Origin of the sequence: Haloplanus sp. XH21 (assembly GCF_023276355.1) — an archaeon.
Taxonomy (GTDB): domain Archaea; phylum Halobacteriota; class Halobacteria; order Halobacteriales; family Haloferacaceae; genus Haloplanus; species Haloplanus halobius.
On record NZ_JALLPL010000001.1, the window covers coordinates 1,241,550 to 1,259,974 of the forward strand.

The window sequence follows — 18,425 nt, forward strand, 5'->3', positions numbered from 1 at the left end:
GCGGCGAGTCATAAGGCATTTTATCGTCGATAATTATATCTCATTACACGATGAGCGAGTTCCCCGACTACCTCGACGTCGACTACACGGACGGCGAGGGACAGACGCCCGACGACTACCCCACGCTCGAAGACAAACTCGAGAAGGCCATCGAGGTCACCCGTAAGGGCCTCGAACAGTACGAGAATCCCGCCGTGATGTGGACCGGCGGCAAGGACTCGACGCTCACCCTGTATTTCATCAAGGAAGTCGCCGAGAAACACGGCTACGACGTGCCACCCGCGGTGTTCATCGACCACTACCAGCATTTTGACGCTATCCACGACTTCGTCGACCGCTGGGCCGACGAGTGGGACCTCGACGTCATCTACGCCCGCAACGAGGACGTGGGCGAGTACGTCGACGAACACGACCTGGAACCCGGTGACGACATCCCCGTCTCTGCGCTCTCCGAGCACAACCAGCACCACGTTCGGGACATCCTCGAATACGAGGAGGACACCTTCCCGTTCCTGCTCGACACCTACGTCGGCAACCACCTGCTGAAGACCGTCGCGCTCAACGACGCCCTCGAGGAGTACGACATCGACGGCGTCATCTCCGGCGTCCGCTGGGACGAACAGGAAGCCCGCGCCGACGAGACGTTCTTCAGCCCGCGCCACGACCCCGACATCTACCCGCCCCACGACCGCATTCAGCCGATTCTCCAGTTCGCGGAACGCGACGTGTGGGACGCCTTCTGGAACTACGTCGTCCCCGACACGGTCGAGGGCTTCCCGGACGAGGGCTACGTCCCCCAGGGTGCCGACGACCTGCCGAACGGCCTCACGCAAGAGGACATCCCGGTCAGCCCGAAATACTTCGCGGGCTTCCGGTCGCTGGGGAGCGAGGTCAGCACCGAGAAATCCGACACCGAGCCCGCGTGGCTCCAGGACATCGAGAACACGACCGAACGCGCCGGCCGCGCCCAGGACAAGGAGGACCTCATGGAGCGCCTCCGCGACCTGGGCTACATGTAAGCCGAGGCGACGGTCACTCTCACGGCGCGAACCGCAGTTCCTAACCCCGCGCTTCTCCTATCGACGCCGATGACCGACAACGGAGCCTGGGCGAGCCTCTTTTCCGGCGGCAAGGACTCCTCGTGGGCGCTGTATCGCGCGCTCGAAACGGGGCTTGACGTCCGCCATCTGGTCACCGTCCACCCGAGCGACGACTCCTACATGTACCACGTGCCGGCGACGGACCTCGCCAGCCTCGCCGCGGAGAGCATCGGCATCGACCTCGTGGAGATCCGCCCCGACGACCTCGGCGCCGAGGACGCGACCGATTCCGCCGCCCAGGGCGACGCCGAACTCGAACCGCTGGAAGCGGCGCTCCGCGAGTTGCAGGCCGAAGACGGCCTCACCGGCGTCACCGCCGGCGCCATCGAAAGCGAGTACCAGACCAGTCGCATCGAGGCGATGTGTGACCGGCTGGACATCGACCTCTTTGCCCCCCTCTGGCAGCGCGACCCCGTCGCGCTGGCCGAGGACATGCTCGACGCGGGGGTCGACATCCTGATCGTCCAGGTTGCGGCCGCCGGTCTCGACGAATCCTGGCTCGGCCGGCGCCTCGACGCCGACGCGCTGGCCGACCTCCAGACGCTCAACGAGCAGTACGGCGTCCACCCGCTCGGCGAAGGCGGCGAGTTCGAGACGCTCGTCACCGACGGTCCACACATGCACCGCCCCATCGAACTCGACTGGGAGCGGGTGTGGGAAGGCTCGCGCGGCCATCTCCGCATCACGGACGCCCACTTGGGGTAGCCCGCGCGGGAACCCCCGCTTTCATACTACCGCTCCGCGTTCGTACCTCCGATGCGCTATCCGCGTGACGACCCGGGGTACGCCCGCCTCGCGACGCTCGACATCGAGACGACGGCCGCCGACCCGGCGGAGGGCGAACTCGTCTCTATCGGCGTGGGTCACCACGACCGGTCCGATCCGCTGTCGAAGGCGACCTACGAGTCCTTCCACCGGCGGGGCGACGACGAGGTGGCGCTCGTGCGCGACGCCGTCGCGTGGCTCGACGACGCTGGCGCGGACGCCCTCGTGTCGTACAACGGGGTCGGCTTCGATCTGGACTTTATCGATGCCCGACTGGACCGCCACGGCGTCGATATCTCCCGACCCGCCGTGGCCGACGCCGACACCCACCTAGACCTCTTTCGTGACCGCCGGCGGCGGGCCGAGCGCGATGGCGACCCGTGGCCCGCCCTCGAGGACTGTCTGCGCGCGTACGGACTGACGCCCGCGACCACCGTCTGGCAGGGCGCCCCCGTCGACAACACGCGCTTCGGCGAGGAACTCGGTCCGGCGTATCTCCGGACGCTCGACACCGCGACCGGGGCTCGTCTCCGGGACGCCCTCGTCGAGGCCATCGACCACTACCTGCGCACCGACCTGGAGGCCAACTTCGCCCTGTTTTACGCCGATATCGGGGACTCCCCTGACCCCTCCTATCTCGGCACCCGCGCGCAGTTCGACGTGTAGCCGTCGCGTCGGCGACTACTCCAGGGACTTCCAGTCACCGGCGTGGAACAGTCGCACGAGATGCAGAGTGACCAGTCCGAACACGACGGCGAAAAAGTGGATCGTCGGCCCGGCGAGCCCCGCGATTATCTCGCCGAAGACGACCCGTATCGGTGCGGTGAGTACGATGAGAACGAGCGGGCCGATACCGATACCAAGCAGTACGCCCCCGAGAACGCGAAGCAGTGCGCCGTTCGGAAGCCGCTGGGAGACGGTTCGTGTCACGTCCATACGTCCATTCGGCCGCGGCCACGTTAGCGTTCCGCCAACAACCAGTCCGGCTTAGTCGTCGCCCGAGGCGCCGTTCAGCATCGTCGAGTGGGCGCCGATGAGCGCGTCCGCGAGGTCGAGATTCTCGACGCGCGTCTCCTCGTCGATGATGGACCGGCGCACGTCGGCGTCGCGGATGGTCGCGTTGGGAAAGACTACGGTGCGTTCGAGCGTGGAGTCGACGACCTCCGCGCCCGCCATGACGTGGACGTTGCCGCGGAGGGTGGCGTTCTCGACGGTGGCCGACGCGTCGACGTGGTCGTCGCCGTCGAGCTGCCAGGCGACGGCGTCGAGATAGCTCTCGGGCGTCCCGATGTCGAACCACGCGCCGTCGAAGGTGAAGGCGTGGACCGGACGGCGCGACTGCATCCACTGGATGAACCAGCCCGGTTCGTCCGGGTTCTCGCCGGCGTCCAGATACTCGTCGAACAGTGGGAGGGTGTCGGCGGGGAAGGCGTAGCAGGCGATGGAGACGAGCGTGCTCTTTGGGTCGTCGGGCTTCTCCTGGAAGTCGACGACGCGGTCGCCCTCGAGATCGACCAGGCCATACGAGCGCGCGCGCTCCTTCGACCCGACATCATAGGCGGCGAGCGTGGGCGTCTCCTTGTCCTCGAAGAAGTCGACGAACTCCGCGATGTCGAAGCTGATGAGGTTGTCGCCGGCGACGACGACGAGCTCCTCCTCGACGCCCTCGCGGTCGATGAGCTGGGCGAGCGCGCCGACGACGCCGAACTTCTCGTCCTCGGCCGTCGTCTCCTCGACGGAGAGGGTGGGCTTCTCGAACTCGCTGTCGGCGAGATACGACGCGAACTCGTCGGCGAAGCGTTCGTTCGTGCTGACGAACACCTCCGAGATGCGGTCATCGGCCTCCAGATCTTCGAAGACGGTGTCGATGACCGTCGACTCGCCGATCGGGAGGAACATCTTCGGTCGATGTTTGGTGATGGGCCACAGACGCGTCGCGTACCCACCCGCCAGGACGATGGCCTTCATACCCGTTCCGACCGACTACAGCGCTAAGTTCTTTTTGTATCCCCACTGGTGAACGATCACTTCCAGATAGGAATATACGGGTCGCGTCCCTACACGGGGTATGGAATCGACGACCCGGGAACGCATCGTTGCAGCGCTCCGTGACGACTCCGCAACGCCGAGTGCACTCTCGACGCGCGTCGGCACCGCCCGATCGGCCGTCTACGACCACCTCGAACACGTCGCCCGGTCCCTCTCGGACGCGGACGAGGAGTTGCTCGTCGCGCCGCCCACCTGTCAGGACTGCGGCTTCGACGCCTTCGACGATCCCGTGAACCACCCGTCGAACTGCCCCGACTGTCGGAGTGAGAACGTCTCGGAACCGGTCTTTCGCATCGACTAGTCGTGGAGGTGACACGCCCGCTCCCGCAGCGGGCCGAACGCGCCGTACAACTCGTCGGCGGCGTCGGCGGCCCGCCCTGCGAGGAGGGCGTCGACCGCCGTGCCGACCGCTCGTTCGACCGTCGCGTCCGAGAGCGGTTCCGGGAGCCGGAACGCCGCCCGGACGGCCAGATGGTCGATATCGCCCGCGCGGTCGGTCTCCTCGCCACACCGCTCCCGGAGTCGCTCCGTCACCACGTCGTCGGGATCGTCGACGAGCGTCGCCACCCACGCGCGGAACGTCTTCAGGGCCGCCCACTCGTCGGCTGAGAGGTCGGTGTCTTCGGGCACGAGCTCCGGGCGTTCTCGCCGACAGACCGTCGGGAAGGCCTCGGCCAGTCGCTCGGCCGCGCCGTCGGCGTCGCCGGCGACGATGCGGTCCAGCGCGTCGCCGAGCGCCGACTCCGCTCGCGGATCCGGCAGTTCGGCTGGAATATCGAACTCCTCGCGGATGGCGGCCCGGATCGCCCCCGAATCGGCAGTCTCGGGATCACCCTCACCCGCGTACGCCCGCACGGCGTCGAGATCGATTCCCGTCGACAGTACCCGTAGCCGGAGGTCGAGTACCGCCCGCCAGGTGGACTGCGAGAGGTCGTAGTCCTCGTCCGGGATCACCTCCGGACAACGCGTGTGGAATCGGCAGCCCGACGGCGGATCGGCGGGACTCGGCACGTCGCCGGTGAGGCTCGTCCCCTGTCCCCGTTGTCGAGGGTCGGCCACCGGCGTCGATCCGAGTAGTGCGCGGGTGTAGGGGTGCTGTGGATCCTCGAACAGGGCCGCCGTCGGCGCCGTCTCCACGATTTCGCCGAGATACATCACCGCCACCCGGTCACAGATCTCCCGCACGACGCCCAGGTCGTGACTGATGACGACGACGGCCAGGCCGAACGCGGACTGGAGGCGGTCGATGAGGTCCAGAATCTCGGCCTGGACGCTCACGTCGAGCGCGCTCACGGGTTCGTCGGCGACGACGAGGTCGGGATTGATGACGAGCGCTCGCGCCAGGCCGATCCGCTGTTTCTGCCCGCCGGAGAACTCGTGTGGGTAGCGGTCCATGTCGCTGGCGTCGAGGCCGACGCGCTCCAGCAGATCACCGACGATGCGCCGGCGACGCTCCCGGTCGCGCATTCCATGGACCCGGAGCGGTTCGGCCACCGACTCGCCGATGCTCATCCGGGGATCGAAACTCGACGTGGGGTCCTGAAACACCATCTGCGCCCGCCGCCGGAACCGTTTCAGTTCGGCGTCGTCGAACGTCGTCACATCCGCTCCGTCGAAGACGACGTGACCGTCGGTCGGTTCTTCTAGGCGGAGCGTCGTCGTTGCGGCCGTCGACTTCCCACAGCCGGATTCGCCGACCAGTCCCAGCGTCTCCCCGCGGTCGACCGTGAAACTGACGCCGTCGACGGCGCGGACCCGACCCACCTCCGATCGGAGGACGCCCTCGGTGACCGGATAGTGTTTCTTCAGTCCCTCGACGTCGAGCAACGGGCGAGTCACGCGTCGGTCACCTCGTCAGCGTCAGTGAGTCGCCCGCCATCGGCTGTCTGCGTGTCCTCGCCACGGACCACCGAGGGGTCGCCGCCGGGCTCGTAATGCACGCAGGAGACGACGTGGCCCTCGCCCTCGTCGACCGGCGTCATGGGTGGCTGGTCGCCCTCACGACAGGCGTCGATGGCGTAGGCACACCGCGGGTGGAACCGGCAGCCGTCGGGTGGATCCGTCGGCGAGGGCAGTTGACCGCCGATGGAGGACGCGCCGCCGGTGCCCCGGCCGGGGAGACAGTCGAGCAGCGCCCGCGTATATGGATGCGAGGGGCGCTCGAACACGTCGAAGACGCCGCCGCGTTCCATCACCTTGCCCGCGTACATCACGACCACGCGGTCGGCCACCTCGGCGACGACGCCCAGGTCGTGGGTGATGAGCAGGATGCTCATGTCGAACTCCGACTGCACGTCGTCGAGGAGGTCGAGGATCTGGTTCTGGATCGTCACGTCGAGGGCGGTGGTGGGTTCGTCCGCGATGAGCAGGTCGGGGTTGGTCGCCAGCGCCATCGCGAGCGAGACGCGCTGTTTCATCCCGCCGGAGAACTCGTGGGGGTAGTCGTCGAACCGACGTGTCGCCTCGGGGATGCCGACCCGATCCAGGAGGTCGACCGCCCGCGCCCGGGCGGCCTCCTTGCCCACGTCGTCGTGGAGTTGGATCGCCTCGACGATCTGCCATCCGACGGTGTAGACGGGGTTGAGCGCGCCCTGCGGGTTCTGGAAGACGTGGGCGATGCGGTCGCCGCGCAGGTCGCGCAGGTCGTCGTCCGAGAGTGCCGTGAGGTCCTGGCCGTCGAAGACGATTTCGCCGCCCGCTATTTCGCCGGGCGGCGTCCGAATCAGGTGCGTGATCGACTCGCCGGTGACGGTCTTGCCGCTGCCGGACTCGCCGACGATGCAGACGGTTTCGCCGCGGCCGATGTCGAAGCTCACGCCGTCGACGGCGCGGACGACGCCTTCGTCGGTGTGGAAGACGGTGTGCAGGTCACGGATCGAGAGCAGTGGTTCGGACATTATGTCTCCTGTCGCGGGTCGAGCGCGTCACGGAGGGCATCGCCCATGAAGTTGAACGCGAGGATGGTCGTAAAGAGGAACACGCCGGGCACGGTCGACACCCACCAGGCCGTCGAGAGGTCGCTCCGCCCGGTGGCGATGACCTGCCCCCACGAGGGCACGGTCGGATCGCCGAGCGAGAGGAAGGAGAGCGACGCCTCGAAGAGGATGAACCCCGGAATCAGTAGCGTCGCGGCCGTGATGACGCTGTTCGAGACGTTCGGGACGAGATGGCGCCGGATGACGTAGAGCGTGCCGGCGCCCGCGCCCCGCGCGGCGGTGACGTAGGCCTCTTCGGCCCGCTGGAGCGCCTCGGAGCGCACCAGTCGGGCGATACTTCCCCACCCCGTCAGCCCGAAGATGAGGATGAACATGAACAGGCTCCCGCCGAAGAGATACGTCAAGAGGAGATAGAGGAAGAAAGCCGGGAAGACGAGTTGGATGTCGACGTAGCGCATCAGCGCCTCGTCGATCAGGCCGCCGCCGTAGGCCGCGACGGTGCCGACCGTCGTCCCGATGGTGACCACGAGCAGCGTCGAGATGAGGCCCACCTTCATGCTGACCTGCATCCCGTAGATGACGAGCACGAGGAGGTCTTTCCCGTCGCCGGTCGTGCCGAGTGGGTGGGCCATCGTCCCCTGACATCGCCCCTCGACGACGGGGCCGACGCAGTTTACCGGCACCGACGAGTCGACCGAGAAGTAGGCGGGGGGCTGGTACGCCTGGTCGAGCGCGAGCGCTGGCTGATCGAGCAGTATCGGCCCGATGGTGCCGATCAGGAAGACGACGAGTAGGTAGCCGATGCTGAGCACGGCCATCCGGTTCTTCCGGAACTCCCGCCAGTAGTAGACGGTCAGCCGCCGGTTGCCGTAGAGCGGGACGACGACGTAGAACAGGAGCGCGAGCAGCGTCGCCACGAACAGCCAGTCCAGTTGCGTGACGTTCCACTCGACGGGCGTCGTGATCGTTGGCTGGTCCGCGGGGACGACGGCGTAGTCGTAGACGAAGGCGGCGATGAGCGTCACTCCGGCGAGGAGCGCCCCCCAGTCGCGCCGCGAGAGCGTCGAGAACCGACTGCCCGTCTCCTCCCAGTCGACGGATTCGAAGGTGTCTGTCGCGTCGTCGGTGTCGCTTGTCCCCGCCATCAGCGATCACCGTAGTCGATGCGCGGGTCGAGCACCGTGTACGCCACGTCCTGGAGCAAGTTGCCGATGACGGAGACGAACGTGAAGATGAGCGTCGTCCCGAGCACGAGCGACGTGTCCTGGGCGATGATGGCGTTGTAGGACAGTTGTCCCAGCCCGGGAATGCCGAACACCACCTCGACGAGATACGACGCCGCGAGGAAGATACCGAGGATGTCGCCGACGAGGATGGTCATCAGCGGCACCGCCGCCGGGCGCAGAACGTGGCGCGTGAGGATGCGGTAGCCGCCCGCGCCCTTGGCTTTCGCCGTCTTGACGAACTCCGCTTCGACGTACTCCAGCGCCTCGGCCCGGGAGTAGCGCATGATGCCCGCGATGGTTCCCGTCACCAGCACGATGACGGGCAAGACGAGTTGTCGGGCCATCCCGAGGCTGAGGAAGGGTAGGTCGGCGTCGAACACGACCGGGAACCAGCCGAGTTGCACCCCGAACACCAGCAGGAGGATGATGGCGAACCAGAAGTTGGGGATGGCGTAGCCGAAGAACGCGAAGAAGGTGGCGGCGTAGTCCGTCTTGGTGTACTGGTTGGTCGCGGAGTAGAGCCCGATCGAGAGGCCGAGGAGGATCGAGAGGATCGTCGTCGGGATGGAGTAGACGGCGGTGTAGGGAAGCGCGCTCGTGATCGCGTCCATCACGGGCTGTGACCGGCTCTCGGACCACCCCCAGTTGAGCGTCAGCATGTTGTGCATATACTCCCGGTAGCGAGTCCACGGCGACCGGTCGAGGCCGCGTCGCGCCTCGAACGCTTCCTCGGCGGCCTCCGCCGATCCGCCGCTGGCCGCGGCCTGGAACTGCATCTGCTCGGCCGCCGGATTCGGCGTGATCGCGAGCAGCCCCCAGGTGATCGAGAGGATGAGATACGTCGCGATCACCGCCCACGCGACCCGCCGGACCACGTACCAGCGCATGCTCACCGGTCCGGTCGCCTCCCCGAACCGGTCACGCGAAGTACCATGTCTGGGCGTCCCATACCGTGTTGAACTCCTCGTCGTACCCCCGTACGTCGTCGGCGAAGCCGGTCACGCTCGACGGCATCGCGAGGAAGCCGAAGGGCTGTTCCTCGCTGATGAGGCCGAACGCCTCGCCGAACAGTTCCCGACGCCGCCCTTCGTCCGTCGTCGATGACGCCTGCTCGTACAGGCCGGCGATGTCCGCCTCCGGATAGTAGCCGTAGAAGTTGATCCCGCCCCGCTCCTCGAAGAAGCCCTTGCTCGACGCCGGCGTGAACGGATAGGTGTTGAACTGCAGGTTGAGCGACATGTCCCACGGCTCGGCGCTCGTGGCCACGTCCCGCGGGCCGCCGTTGAACATGCCCGCGGTCCACTCGGGGTCGGTCCCCGCCGGTGCCGATGTCTCGACGTAGTTGCTCTGGAACGTCGATGTCGAGACGGCTTCGGGTTGGACGGCGATGCCGGCGTTCTCGCCGAACTCCTGGGCGACGAACTCCGCGATGGTCCCTTCGGTCGGTTGGCCGGAGTCGTAGTAGAGCGACAGCGTCACCTGTTCGCCGTCGCCGTCGACGAGGCGGTCACCCTCGTACGCGTACGCCGTGTCCGAGAGCGCGTCGGCGAGTCGGGAGCGCGTCGGCTCCGGTCCGTACCGGTCGCCGACGCCGAACTCCTCGACGCGGCTGTCGTCGTACCAGTCGGACCACTCCGGTTGCATGGTCTGGGCCACGTTCGCGTAGCCGCGGTAGATGTTCTCCGTGATCGTCTCCTTGTCGACGGCAAAGGCCAGCGCGCGCCGGACCGCTTTCGAGCGAAACGGCTGCCAGCCGTTCGCCCGCATGTTGTAGACGAGGAGACGGAGATAGGGCTGTGGCGTGACGTTGAGGGTGACGGTCTGCAGGTTCTCGAAGCGTTCGGCCTTGTCGGGCGGGACGCCCACGGAGTCCACCTCGCCGGATTCGAGCGCGCCGAGCCGGGTGCTCTCCTCCGAAATCACGCGGGTCGTCTGCTGGTCGAAATACGGCGCCTCACGGAACCGCTCTGGCACGCCGTCGACGTCTCTGAGGTAGTAGTCCTCGTTTCGCGTGACGACGTACTGGGCCGAGCGATCCCACTGCTCGTAGGTGTACGGGCCGAGGTTCCCCGTGTAGGCGAGCGTGTTCAGTTCCTCGTCCTGTTGTAGTCCCTCGCCGTCCTGGTCCGGGACGTACTTCTCCAAAATTCCTTTCGGCACGCACTGCTGGCGCCACAGGACGGGCTTGAACGGGAACGACGGATCGACCTCGAACAGGCGAATCTCGAAGGTCCGCGTCCCGGTCCGTTCGATCGGGATCGGCTCCTGTTCCCCGGTGTCGGGGTTCGTCCGGAACCAGGCGCCGGCGTCGGGGTAGCCGCTCCAGTTTTCCTCGGCCTGGAAGACGTTCCGTATCATGTACACCCAGTCCTCGGCGGTCATCTGGCCGTACCCGGCGCCCCACTCCAGATTCTCTCGGAGCTCGATCTCGTAGACGCGTCCGTCGTCGGTCGAGTAGTCGGCCCACAGCGGGAAGATCTCCCGCTCGGGTTTGATCGCCCACGCCCCGTCGAGCGTGTCGGTGACGTACGCGCCCGAGGTGGAGTCGGCGATGGTGAGCCAGTTGAGCGACTGCGCGTCGACGCTGGTGGCGGAGACGTAGGTTCCCTGGACGCTCCGCCCGCCGCTCTCCTCGCTCCCGCCGGACGAACAGCCCGCGAGGCCGGCGACCCCCGCTGCCCCAAACAGCTTCAGTACGTCGCGGCGTTCCGTGACCCCCGATCCGCGACGGTCGTTACCAGACGGCATACGCTTTGCAAACGGTGGTGCGCACTAATACCCATCGGTCGGCAAAACCACGAACCACCGGACACCGGCGCGGTCGACGGCTATCCGTCGCCGTGTGGATCCGTAATGATGACTTCGCCGTCCTCGACGGTGACGTTGATGAGCGTCTTGACGCTGTAGCCCGTCTCGTCGAGTTCGTTCGGTCCCGCCTTCTTGATGACAGCGACCACGTCGCTGACGTCCGCACCGATATGTTCGAGGGCGTCGATGATCGCGTTCATCGTGCCGCCGGTCGAGAGCACGTCGTCCAGGACGAGCACGCGGTCGCCCGCCTCCACGTCGTTGATGTACATCTCGCTCTCGGAGTAGCCGGTCTGGGCCGAGAGCGACACCTCGCCTTCGAGACCGTACTGGCGTTTCCGGATGACGACCAGCGGGATGTCGGTCATCAGCGAGACGGCGGTGGAGATGTGGATGCCCATCGCCGCCGGCGTGACGATCTTGTCGATGTCCTCCAGATCCGCCTTGCGGATGATCTTGATGACGATCTCGCGGAGGAGTTCGGGTCGGAGCATCGGTACGCCGTCGCTGACGGGGTGGACGAAGTACTCGTACTCGTCTTTCTCGATGATCGGGGCGTCGAGAAGCGACTGCCGCAACTGGTCCATGTCGTCCGTACCGACCGTTTAGAATAAAGTCTGGCGATTCCCGGGTGGCTATACGATTCCGAGCCACGTCAGCACGCCAGCGAGCACCACGATCAGCACGAAGATGCTCTCCCCGATGTTGGCGCGGAGGCGGGCGAAGGCGGCCGAGTCGGCACGCAGGGCCGTCGCGCGCTCGACCAGCGCGACGGCGGCGCGGTCGACGGCCGCGTACGTCTCGGTCACGCCGTGGACGAGCGCGCGCGTCCCGTAGAAGGCGAGCGGATTGTACCCCGCGTCGACGTCGGGGACGCGCCCCACCTTCGACAGCGGGCGTTTGAGGATGACGAAGCCGAGCACGCCCGCCGCGGCGAGCGCGATTCCCTCGACCACGTGGCCCACGGTGTAGGTGTGGTAGACGTGGGCGACGACGGTTCCGTCGGTCACGTCGAACGGGAGCAGACTGAACAGCGCGCCGTCGAAGACGCCGTAGAACACACACAGTGCCGCGACGAGCAGCATCGCAACCTGCTGTGTCCGCGGTGCCGATGTCACGGGGGCGCCCTCGTACGGTCCGTGGAGGAAGGCGTAGTAGCCGAACTTGATGAACGACAGGAACGTGCCGACGCCGCCGACGAGGAGCAGCAACTCCAGCGTGTAGAAGTCGCCGACGACGAGCGGTCCTTTCACGAACGTGTAGTGGCTGGCGGAGATCACGATGCCCTTGCTGACGAAACCGTTGAAGCCGGGGAAGCCGGCGATGGAGAGCGCGGCGATGGTGAAGGCGATGGCCGTGACCGGCATCTCGCGGGCCAGACCGCCGAGATACTTCAGGTTCTCCTCGTCCGTCTGGTAGATGATCGCTCCCGCCGTCATGAACAGGAGGCTCTTGTAGAGGATGTGGTTGAAGACGTGGCCGAACGCGCCCGCCTGCGCCAGCGCGCTGCCGATGCCGACGCCCGCGACCATGTAGCCGACCTGGGACTGGATGTGGTAGGAGAGCAGGCGGCGCATGTCGTTCTGGAGGAGGGCGGCGGCGGCGCCGAAGACGGCCATCGCCCCGCCCATGTAGGCGATCCAGAGGTGCCCCTCGGGGAAGGCGCGGTACATGGCGTAGACGCCCGTCTTGGTCGTGTACACACAGAGGAAGACGCTCGCGGCGATATGCGGGCGCGGATAGGTGTCCGGCAGCCACGCGTGCAGGCCGATGAAGCCGACGTTGACGCCGATGCCGATGGCGGCGAGCAACTGTGGCACCGTGCCGACCATCCCGCTCGCGGCGGTGAAGAGGAAGGAGCCGACTTCGACGTAGTGCCACGCGACGGCCGCGAGGACGAGACTGCCGCCGATGCCGTGCAGGATGGCGTAGCGGAAGCCCGCCCGCACCGCCTTCCCGCCGTAGTCCCAGACGAGGATGGTGCTCGTGACGGCCATCAGCTCCCACCAGACGACCATCGTCAGCCAGTCGCCGGCGAAGACGGCGCCCAGACTCGATCCGACGTAGGTGAGCGCGTACGCCGTCTGCCGACTGCTCGCGCCTGTCGCCCACGAGTAGCCGACGGCGACGGTGGCGATGAACGCGAAGACGAGGCCGACGATCCGCGAGAAGGGGTCGACCGCGAAGAAGACGGCGTCGAAGCCGAACAGCTGTCCGGGCAGGTGGGTCCCCGCGGGGACGACCCACACCCACACCGTGACGAGGGCAGCGGTGGCACCGCCGACGAGATGGCCGAGCCGGCGACCGGCCAGTCCCGCGACGAGCGCGGCCGCGAGGACGACGATGCCCGGCGGGATCATGGTGAGCGGGCCAGCCATCAGACGGCCCCCCCCGTCGCCGCCGCGACGATGACCTCGACGAGGCGGAGGAAGACGGCGGTCCGCGGGATGACGCCGAGGACGACGGCCCCCGTCATCGCCGCGAGGATGGGACCGAGCATGAACCACGTGCTCTCGGCGCCGCGCCACCCACGACGCTCCCAGCCGCCGGCGGGCGGACCGCCGTGGTGGCTCTCTTCCCCGCCGTGCGGGCTTTCGAGCCCGTCGTCATCCCCGTGCCCGCCGTCGGTGATGGGGTCGGATTCCGGCCGGGATGCCTCGGGAAGGATCGACCGCGACTCGCCGCCGAGGGAGAACTCGACGAGCGGTTTGGCGTCGTGGTCGTCCTCGCTCTCGAAGAAGGCCTGGTAGAACACGGGCCAGAAGTAGGCGATGTTGAGGACGCCCGAGAGCAGGAGGACGACGGCGAAGAGCGTCTGCCCGGCGCTGACGCTCCCGAGTAGGAGATACCACTTGCTGACGAAGCCGGCGACGAGGGGGATGCCGGCCATGCCCGCGGCCGCGACGCCGAAGGCGAGCATCGTCAGTGGCATCCGCTTGCCGATGCCGGCCATCTCGCTGATGTCGTCGGTGTGGGTTTCGACGTGGATGGCGCCCGCGGTGAAAAAGAGGGTAAGTTTCATGAATGCGTGAGCGGGGATGTGGAGCAGGCCGCCGGTGATGGACTGCGGGTCGAGGACGGCGAGGCCGAGGACGATGTAAGAGAGTTGGCTCACCGTCGAGTACGCCAGCCGGCGCTTGAGGTTGTCCTGGCGGAGCGCGATGATGCTCGCGATGAGGAGCGTCGCGGCGGCGACGATGGCGAGCGGAAGCCCGAGGCCGAGCGAGGCGGTGAGGTCGACGCCGAAGACGTCGAGGAGGACGCGCGCGACGCCGAACACGCCGCTTTTGACGACGGCGACGGCGTGGAGCAGGCCGGAGACGGGCGTCGGCGCGACCATCGCGTCGGGGAGCCACGAATGCAGGGGCATTAGCGCCGCCTTGACGCCGAAGCCGACGACGAGCAGGACGAACGCGGCCCGCGCGAGGAGGGGATCGGATTCCGCGAGGCCCGCGATGCCGCCCGGGGTGAAGGCCGTCGTCCCCGTCATGGTGGCGACGAGCACCGTCCCCGCGAGGACGGCGACGCCGCCGCCGAAGGTGTACGCGAGATACTTCCGCCCGGCGGCCCGCGCCTCCGGCGTCTCGTCGTGGGTGACGAGGGGGTAGGTCGCGACCGTCAGCAGTTCGTAGAAGACGAACAGCGTGACGAGGTTGGCAGCGAAGGCGACGCCGAGGGCGGCGGCGACGCTCGCGGCGAAGGCCGCGAAGTAGCGGGTCTGGGCGTGTTCGTCGAGGCCGCGCACGTAGCCGATGCTGTAGAAACTCGTGATCAGCCAGAGGAGGCTGGCGACGGTGGCGAAGAGGAGGCCGAGCGGGTCGGCCCGGAGCGAGAGGTCGACGCCCGCGACGAACGTCCCCAGTTCGGAGACGAGGATCGTCCCGTTGAGGGCAGCGGGGAGCATGCTGGCGACGATGGCGAAGGCCCCGCCCGCCGCGAGGATCGTCCAGCTTTCACGGAGGTTCGGCCGGCGGCCGGAGGCGAGGATCGGTACGACGGCGACCGCCGCGAGCGCGACGGCCAGAGCCGGTCGGAGTGAGGTGATCTCAGTCATGAGGCGAGAAGGGTGTCGATGGTCGGTTCGAGCAGTGCTTGCAGGTCGGTGACGAGGAGGCCGAGCGCGACGGCGACGACGGCGGCGCCGACGACGAGCGCCACCGACCGCCGCGACGGTGCGGTGACGGCGTCAGTGCCGCCGTCGGCCGCGGCCCCCACCGGCTCCGACATCGGGGCGACGTACATCCGTTCGATCAGCCGTGCGAAGTAGGCGAGCGTCAGGAGCGTCGACGCGAAGATGACGACCGCCAGGGGCCAGGTACCGGCCCGCACGGCGCCGAGTGCGATATACCACTTGCCCGCGAAGCCGACCGCCGGCGGGACGCCCACCATCGCGAGCATGAGGACGGCGCTCGCCCCGCCGAGGATCGGGAACCGGTCGGCGAGACCCGCGTACTCGTCGACGGTCCGGGCGCCGGTCGCGTCGTCGACGGCGCCCGCGGCGACGAACAGCCCCCCTTTCATGACCGCGTGGCCGAGCAGGTGGACGACCCCGCCGAAGACGGCCGCCGGCGTCCCGATGGCGACCGCCGCGACCACGAGGCCGTACTGGGACACCGACGAGTACGCGAGCATCCGCTTGATGTCGGACTGGACGACGGCGAGGACGCTCCCGATGACGATGCTCGCCGTCGCGAAGACGACGAGCGCGTCGCGGGCGACGGGTACGGCGTCGAAGAAGGCGGGCGTGTAGACGGTGTACACCAGGCGCGCGAGGACGTAGGCCGCGACCGTCGAGACCAGCGCGGAGATGAGCGCGCTCACGCTGTTGGGCGCGTCCTGATACGCGCCTGGCTGCCACGTATGCAGCGGGAACAGCGCCGCCTTGGTCGCGAGGCCGACGACGATGAACCCGAAGGAGGCGAGCACGAGCGGCGAGGTGTAGCCCACCTCGGCCAGTTTGACCGAGAGGTCGGCCATGTTGAGCGTCCCCGTGGCGACGAGCGCGTAGCCGACGCCGAGCAGGTACACCGAGGCGGCGACGGTCCCGAAGAGGAGGTATTTCAGCGCCGACACCGCGGACTCACCGGTGCCCGCGCTCGCGACCAAGGCGTAGGTCGCCAGCCCCGAAATCTCGAGGAAGACGTAGAGGTTGAACACGTCGCCGGTGACGGTCATCCCCGAGAGGCCAGCCACGAGCAGCAGATACTCGGTGTAGAACGCGGTGCTATCGGGGTCGTCCTCGGCGGCGAACGCCAGGATCACCAGCGAGACGACGGCGACGAGGACGACTACGACCGCGGACAGCCCGTCGACGACGAGTTCGATGCCGTAGGGGGCGACGAAGCCGCCGACTTCGGTCGACAGGGGGCCGGCGTCGATGGCCCGCCAGCCGATCCAGCCCGCGAGCCCGGCCTGTCCGAGGAGGGTGAGGCCGGCGACGGCGGGCGACGCGTCCTCTCGCACTAGCCCGGCCGCGAGGACGAGGAGGGCGCCGAGCAGCGGCAGGGCGACCAGCAGGGGGACGAACGCCTCAGTCATTCGCCCGCACCTCCTCGAGGGTCGCCTCGTTCACGGTGCCGTAGTTCTCGTAGATGCGGATGACGAGCGCGAGCGCGACGGCGGTCAGGCTCACCCCGACGACGATGGCGGTCAGGATGAGCACGTGCGGGAGCGGGCTGACGAAGGGGCCGCCTCCGCCGCCGCTTTCGACGACGGGCGAGCGCCCGTCCATGCGGTAGGCGCTCGTGATGAAAAACACGAAGATGCCCGTCTGGAACACGTTCAGGCCGATGATCTTCTTCACGAGGTTGTCGCTCTCGATCATGACGTAGACGCCCAGTGCGAGCAGGACGACCACCGTGAGATACGTGTACTTCGTCGTGAGTAACTCGATCATCTATTGCTCTTCCTCCGTTCCGGGTTCGGTCGCCTCGTGTGCGGTGTCGACGCCGGTACCGAGCAGGAAGAAGAGCCCGGTGATGACGCCGGAGACGACGAGGCCGATGCCGACTTCGACGAGTTCGATGCTGTACTTGCTCCCGTGGTGCATGACCGTCTCGTACGCGGAGACCTGGAGGAAGTCGTCGCCCACGGCGTAGCCGCCGAGACCGATGAGGAGGAAGGTCCCGAGGCCGCCGAGGACGAGGAGGGACAGGTGCTCGTCGCGAAGGCTGGACGCGATCGGCTCGATACCGAACGCGAACCCGAGCATGACGACGGTCGTCGCCGCGATGACGCCGCCCTGGAACCCGCCGCCGGCCGAACTCGCGCCGTGGAACATCACGAACACGCCGAGCGTCAGGACGAATGGGGCGATGACGCGGACCGTCGTCATGATGATCGTGCTCTCGACGTAGGCGGGGCGTTCCTCGGCAGGACGGACCACCTCGCCCGCGTCTTCGGTCTCGCTCGCGTCGTCGCGGTCGCTCATACGAACGCCTCCCGTCGCAGCACGAGCAACATGGCGATACCGGCGGCGAAGACCACCGCGGCCTCGCCCAGCGTGTCGAACCCGCGGTAGCCGACGAGGACCGCGGTCACGACGTTCGTCACGCCGGTCTGCTTGTACGCGTTCTCGAGATAGTACTGGCTCACCTCGCCCTGGATCACGGGCGTCGTGGGGTCGCCCACCACCGGAAGCGCCGGAATCGTCGCCCCGACGGTAACGGCGATGGCGACGACGGCGACGACCGAGCGGACGCTGACGCCCTCGAACCGCGCCGAGCGCGACACGCTGGTGCGGGCGATGGTGAGCAAGAAGAGGACGGTCGTGATGCCGGCGCCGACGGCGGCCTCGGTGAGGGCGACGTCGGGCGCGCGGAGGAACGCCCAGAGGACGGCCACGCCGAAACTGTAGCCGGCGAAGGCGACGATGCTCCCGACCACGTCGCGCAGGACCGCCGCCGCGAGGGCGCTCCCGATCATGAACAGGAGGACGGCGGCGACGGGCAGCGAGAGCGTCATGCCTCACCCCCCTCGGCGTCGTCGTCGGCCCACGGGACGTCCTCTTCGCCGGCGGGTTCGACCGCCTGCTCTTTCCCCGCCCGCGCGATGGCGTGGGCGGCGGTCGGACTCGTCACGAAGAGGAAGAGGAGGAGAAAGAGCATCTTCAGCGACTCCGTGCCGACGCCGAGGACGACGATGGTGCCGGCCGCGGCGAGCACGGAGCCGAGGGTGTCGCTTTTCGACGCGGCGTGCAGGCGCGAGTAGAGGTCGGGCAGCCGGAGCAGTCCGACCGTGGCGACGAAGCCGAAGAAGGTGCCTCCGACGACGAGCGCCGCCGCGAGGAGTTCCAGCGGCGTCATATGACGCCACCCCACTCGACGGTGAACTTCGAGACGGCGATGCTCATGACGAAGTTGAGCAGGGCGTACACCAGCGCCACGTCGAGATAGCCGTACTCACCGAACGCGACGCTCACGAGCGCGATGACGATGACGGTGTTCGTGCCGATGACGTTGATCGCGACGATGCGGTCCTGCGTGGTCGGGCCGCGGACGACCCGGTAGAGCAGAACGACCGCGAACAGCATGAACGCGCCG

General features: G+C 67.7%; 19 protein-coding genes and 1 pseudogene. 4 read left to right on the plus strand and 16 right to left on the minus strand.

Annotated features, from left to right (window positions below; translation table 11 throughout):
- Positions 1-50 precede the first annotated feature (50 nt).
- From MXB53_RS06400 to MXB53_RS06410, 3 genes are all read left to right on the plus strand, one after another.
- Positions 51-1,019 carry a phosphoadenosine phosphosulfate reductase family protein gene (locus MXB53_RS06400; protein WP_248896558.1) on the plus strand — a complete coding sequence of 323 codons (969 nt, stop codon included), beginning with the start codon at positions 51-53 and terminating at the stop codon, positions 1,017-1,019.
- A gap of 69 nt (positions 1,020-1,088) precedes the next feature.
- Positions 1,089-1,805 carry a diphthine--ammonia ligase gene (locus MXB53_RS06405; RefSeq protein ID WP_248896559.1) on the plus strand — a complete coding sequence of 239 codons (717 nt, stop codon included), beginning with the start codon at positions 1,089-1,091 and terminating at the stop codon, positions 1,803-1,805.
- 51 nt (positions 1,806-1,856) lie between these two features.
- A complete protein-coding gene (locus MXB53_RS06410; RefSeq protein WP_248896560.1) occupies positions 1,857-2,531 on the plus strand; it encodes a ribonuclease H-like domain-containing protein in 675 nt (224 codons plus the stop codon).
- A 15-nt stretch (positions 2,532-2,546) separates the two neighbouring features.
- On the opposite strand, the gene MXB53_RS06415 is transcribed toward MXB53_RS06410, so the two are convergent.
- The gene (locus MXB53_RS06415; protein WP_248896561.1) at positions 2,547-2,801 is read right to left on the minus strand and encodes a hypothetical protein; all 255 of its coding nucleotides are present in this window, start codon (positions 2,799-2,801) and stop codon (positions 2,547-2,549) included.
- A gap of 51 nt (positions 2,802-2,852) precedes the next feature.
- Positions 2,853-3,833: a nucleotidyltransferase family protein gene (locus tag MXB53_RS06420; protein ID WP_248896562.1), complete on the minus strand. Its 981-nt coding sequence runs from the start codon at positions 3,831-3,833 to the stop codon at positions 2,853-2,855.
- A 100-nt stretch (positions 3,834-3,933) separates the two neighbouring features.
- Here MXB53_RS06420 and MXB53_RS06425 point away from each other — a divergent pair, with 100 nt between their 5' ends.
- Positions 3,934-4,215 carry a transcriptional regulator gene (locus MXB53_RS06425; RefSeq protein ID WP_248896563.1) on the plus strand — a complete coding sequence of 94 codons (282 nt, stop codon included), beginning with the start codon at positions 3,934-3,936 and terminating at the stop codon, positions 4,213-4,215.
- 329 nt (positions 4,216-4,544) lie between these two features.
- Here MXB53_RS06425 and MXB53_RS06430 read toward each other — a convergent pair.
- The 14 genes and pseudogenes from MXB53_RS06430 to MXB53_RS06495 form a co-directional block, all read right to left on the minus strand.
- A pseudogene (locus MXB53_RS06430) lies at positions 4,545-5,753 on the minus strand (ABC transporter ATP-binding protein); the annotation flags it as partial.
- On the minus strand, positions 5,750-6,811 hold the full coding sequence (locus MXB53_RS06435) for an ABC transporter ATP-binding protein (RefSeq protein ID WP_248896564.1): 1,062 nt from the start codon (positions 6,809-6,811) through the stop codon (positions 5,750-5,752). The pseudogene MXB53_RS06430 and the gene MXB53_RS06435, both read right to left, overlap by 4 nt.
- Positions 6,811-7,995 (minus strand): ABC transporter permease, encoded by a 1,185-nt coding sequence (locus MXB53_RS06440; protein ID WP_248896565.1) that lies wholly within the window; start codon positions 7,993-7,995, stop codon positions 6,811-6,813. The genes MXB53_RS06435 and MXB53_RS06440 overlap by 1 nt, the downstream gene beginning before the upstream one ends.
- Positions 7,995-8,963, minus strand: a complete 969-nt coding sequence (locus MXB53_RS06445; RefSeq protein ID WP_248898077.1) for an ABC transporter permease — start codon at positions 8,961-8,963, stop codon at positions 7,995-7,997. The genes MXB53_RS06440 and MXB53_RS06445 overlap by 1 nt, the downstream gene beginning before the upstream one ends.
- Before the next feature lie 31 nt (positions 8,964-8,994).
- Positions 8,995-10,824, minus strand: a complete 1,830-nt coding sequence (locus tag MXB53_RS06450; RefSeq protein WP_248896566.1) for an ABC transporter substrate-binding protein — start codon at positions 10,822-10,824, stop codon at positions 8,995-8,997.
- Between the two features lie 80 nt (positions 10,825-10,904).
- On the minus strand, positions 10,905-11,471 hold the full coding sequence (gene hpt / locus MXB53_RS06455) for a hypoxanthine/guanine phosphoribosyltransferase (RefSeq protein ID WP_248896567.1): 567 nt from the start codon (positions 11,469-11,471) through the stop codon (positions 10,905-10,907).
- Positions 11,472-11,519: 48 nt separating this feature from the next.
- Entirely contained in the window at positions 11,520-13,262 is a 1,743-nt protein-coding gene (locus MXB53_RS06460; RefSeq protein WP_248896568.1) for a Na(+)/H(+) antiporter subunit D, read from the minus strand.
- The gene (locus tag MXB53_RS06465) at positions 13,262-14,938 is read right to left on the minus strand and encodes a proton-conducting transporter transmembrane domain-containing protein (RefSeq protein ID WP_248896569.1); all 1,677 of its coding nucleotides are present in this window, start codon (positions 14,936-14,938) and stop codon (positions 13,262-13,264) included. The genes MXB53_RS06460 and MXB53_RS06465 overlap by 1 nt, the downstream gene beginning before the upstream one ends.
- Positions 14,935-16,422, minus strand: coding sequence for a proton-conducting transporter transmembrane domain-containing protein (locus MXB53_RS06470; protein WP_248896570.1), 1,488 nt, complete (start codon positions 16,420-16,422; stop codon positions 14,935-14,937). Before MXB53_RS06470 ends, MXB53_RS06465 begins: the two co-directional genes overlap by 4 nt.
- Complete coding sequence (locus tag MXB53_RS06475; RefSeq protein ID WP_248896571.1) at positions 16,415-16,780, minus strand: sodium:proton antiporter; 366 nt, start codon at positions 16,778-16,780, stop codon at positions 16,415-16,417. The genes MXB53_RS06470 and MXB53_RS06475 overlap by 8 nt, the downstream gene beginning before the upstream one ends.
- Positions 16,781-17,314 (minus strand): MnhB domain-containing protein, encoded by a 534-nt coding sequence (locus MXB53_RS06480; protein ID WP_248896572.1) that lies wholly within the window; start codon positions 17,312-17,314, stop codon positions 16,781-16,783.
- Positions 17,311-17,847, minus strand: coding sequence for a DUF4040 domain-containing protein (locus tag MXB53_RS06485; protein WP_248896573.1), 537 nt, complete (start codon positions 17,845-17,847; stop codon positions 17,311-17,313). Before MXB53_RS06485 ends, MXB53_RS06480 begins: the two co-directional genes overlap by 4 nt.
- The gene (gene mnhG, locus MXB53_RS06490; RefSeq protein WP_248896574.1) at positions 17,844-18,188 is read right to left on the minus strand and encodes a monovalent cation/H(+) antiporter subunit G; all 345 of its coding nucleotides are present in this window, start codon (positions 18,186-18,188) and stop codon (positions 17,844-17,846) included. The genes MXB53_RS06485 and mnhG overlap by 4 nt, the downstream gene beginning before the upstream one ends.
- Entirely contained in the window at positions 18,185-18,415 is a 231-nt protein-coding gene (locus MXB53_RS06495) for a cation:proton antiporter (protein WP_248898078.1), read from the minus strand. Before MXB53_RS06495 ends, mnhG begins: the two co-directional genes overlap by 4 nt.
- Positions 18,416-18,425: the final 10 nt, after the last annotated feature.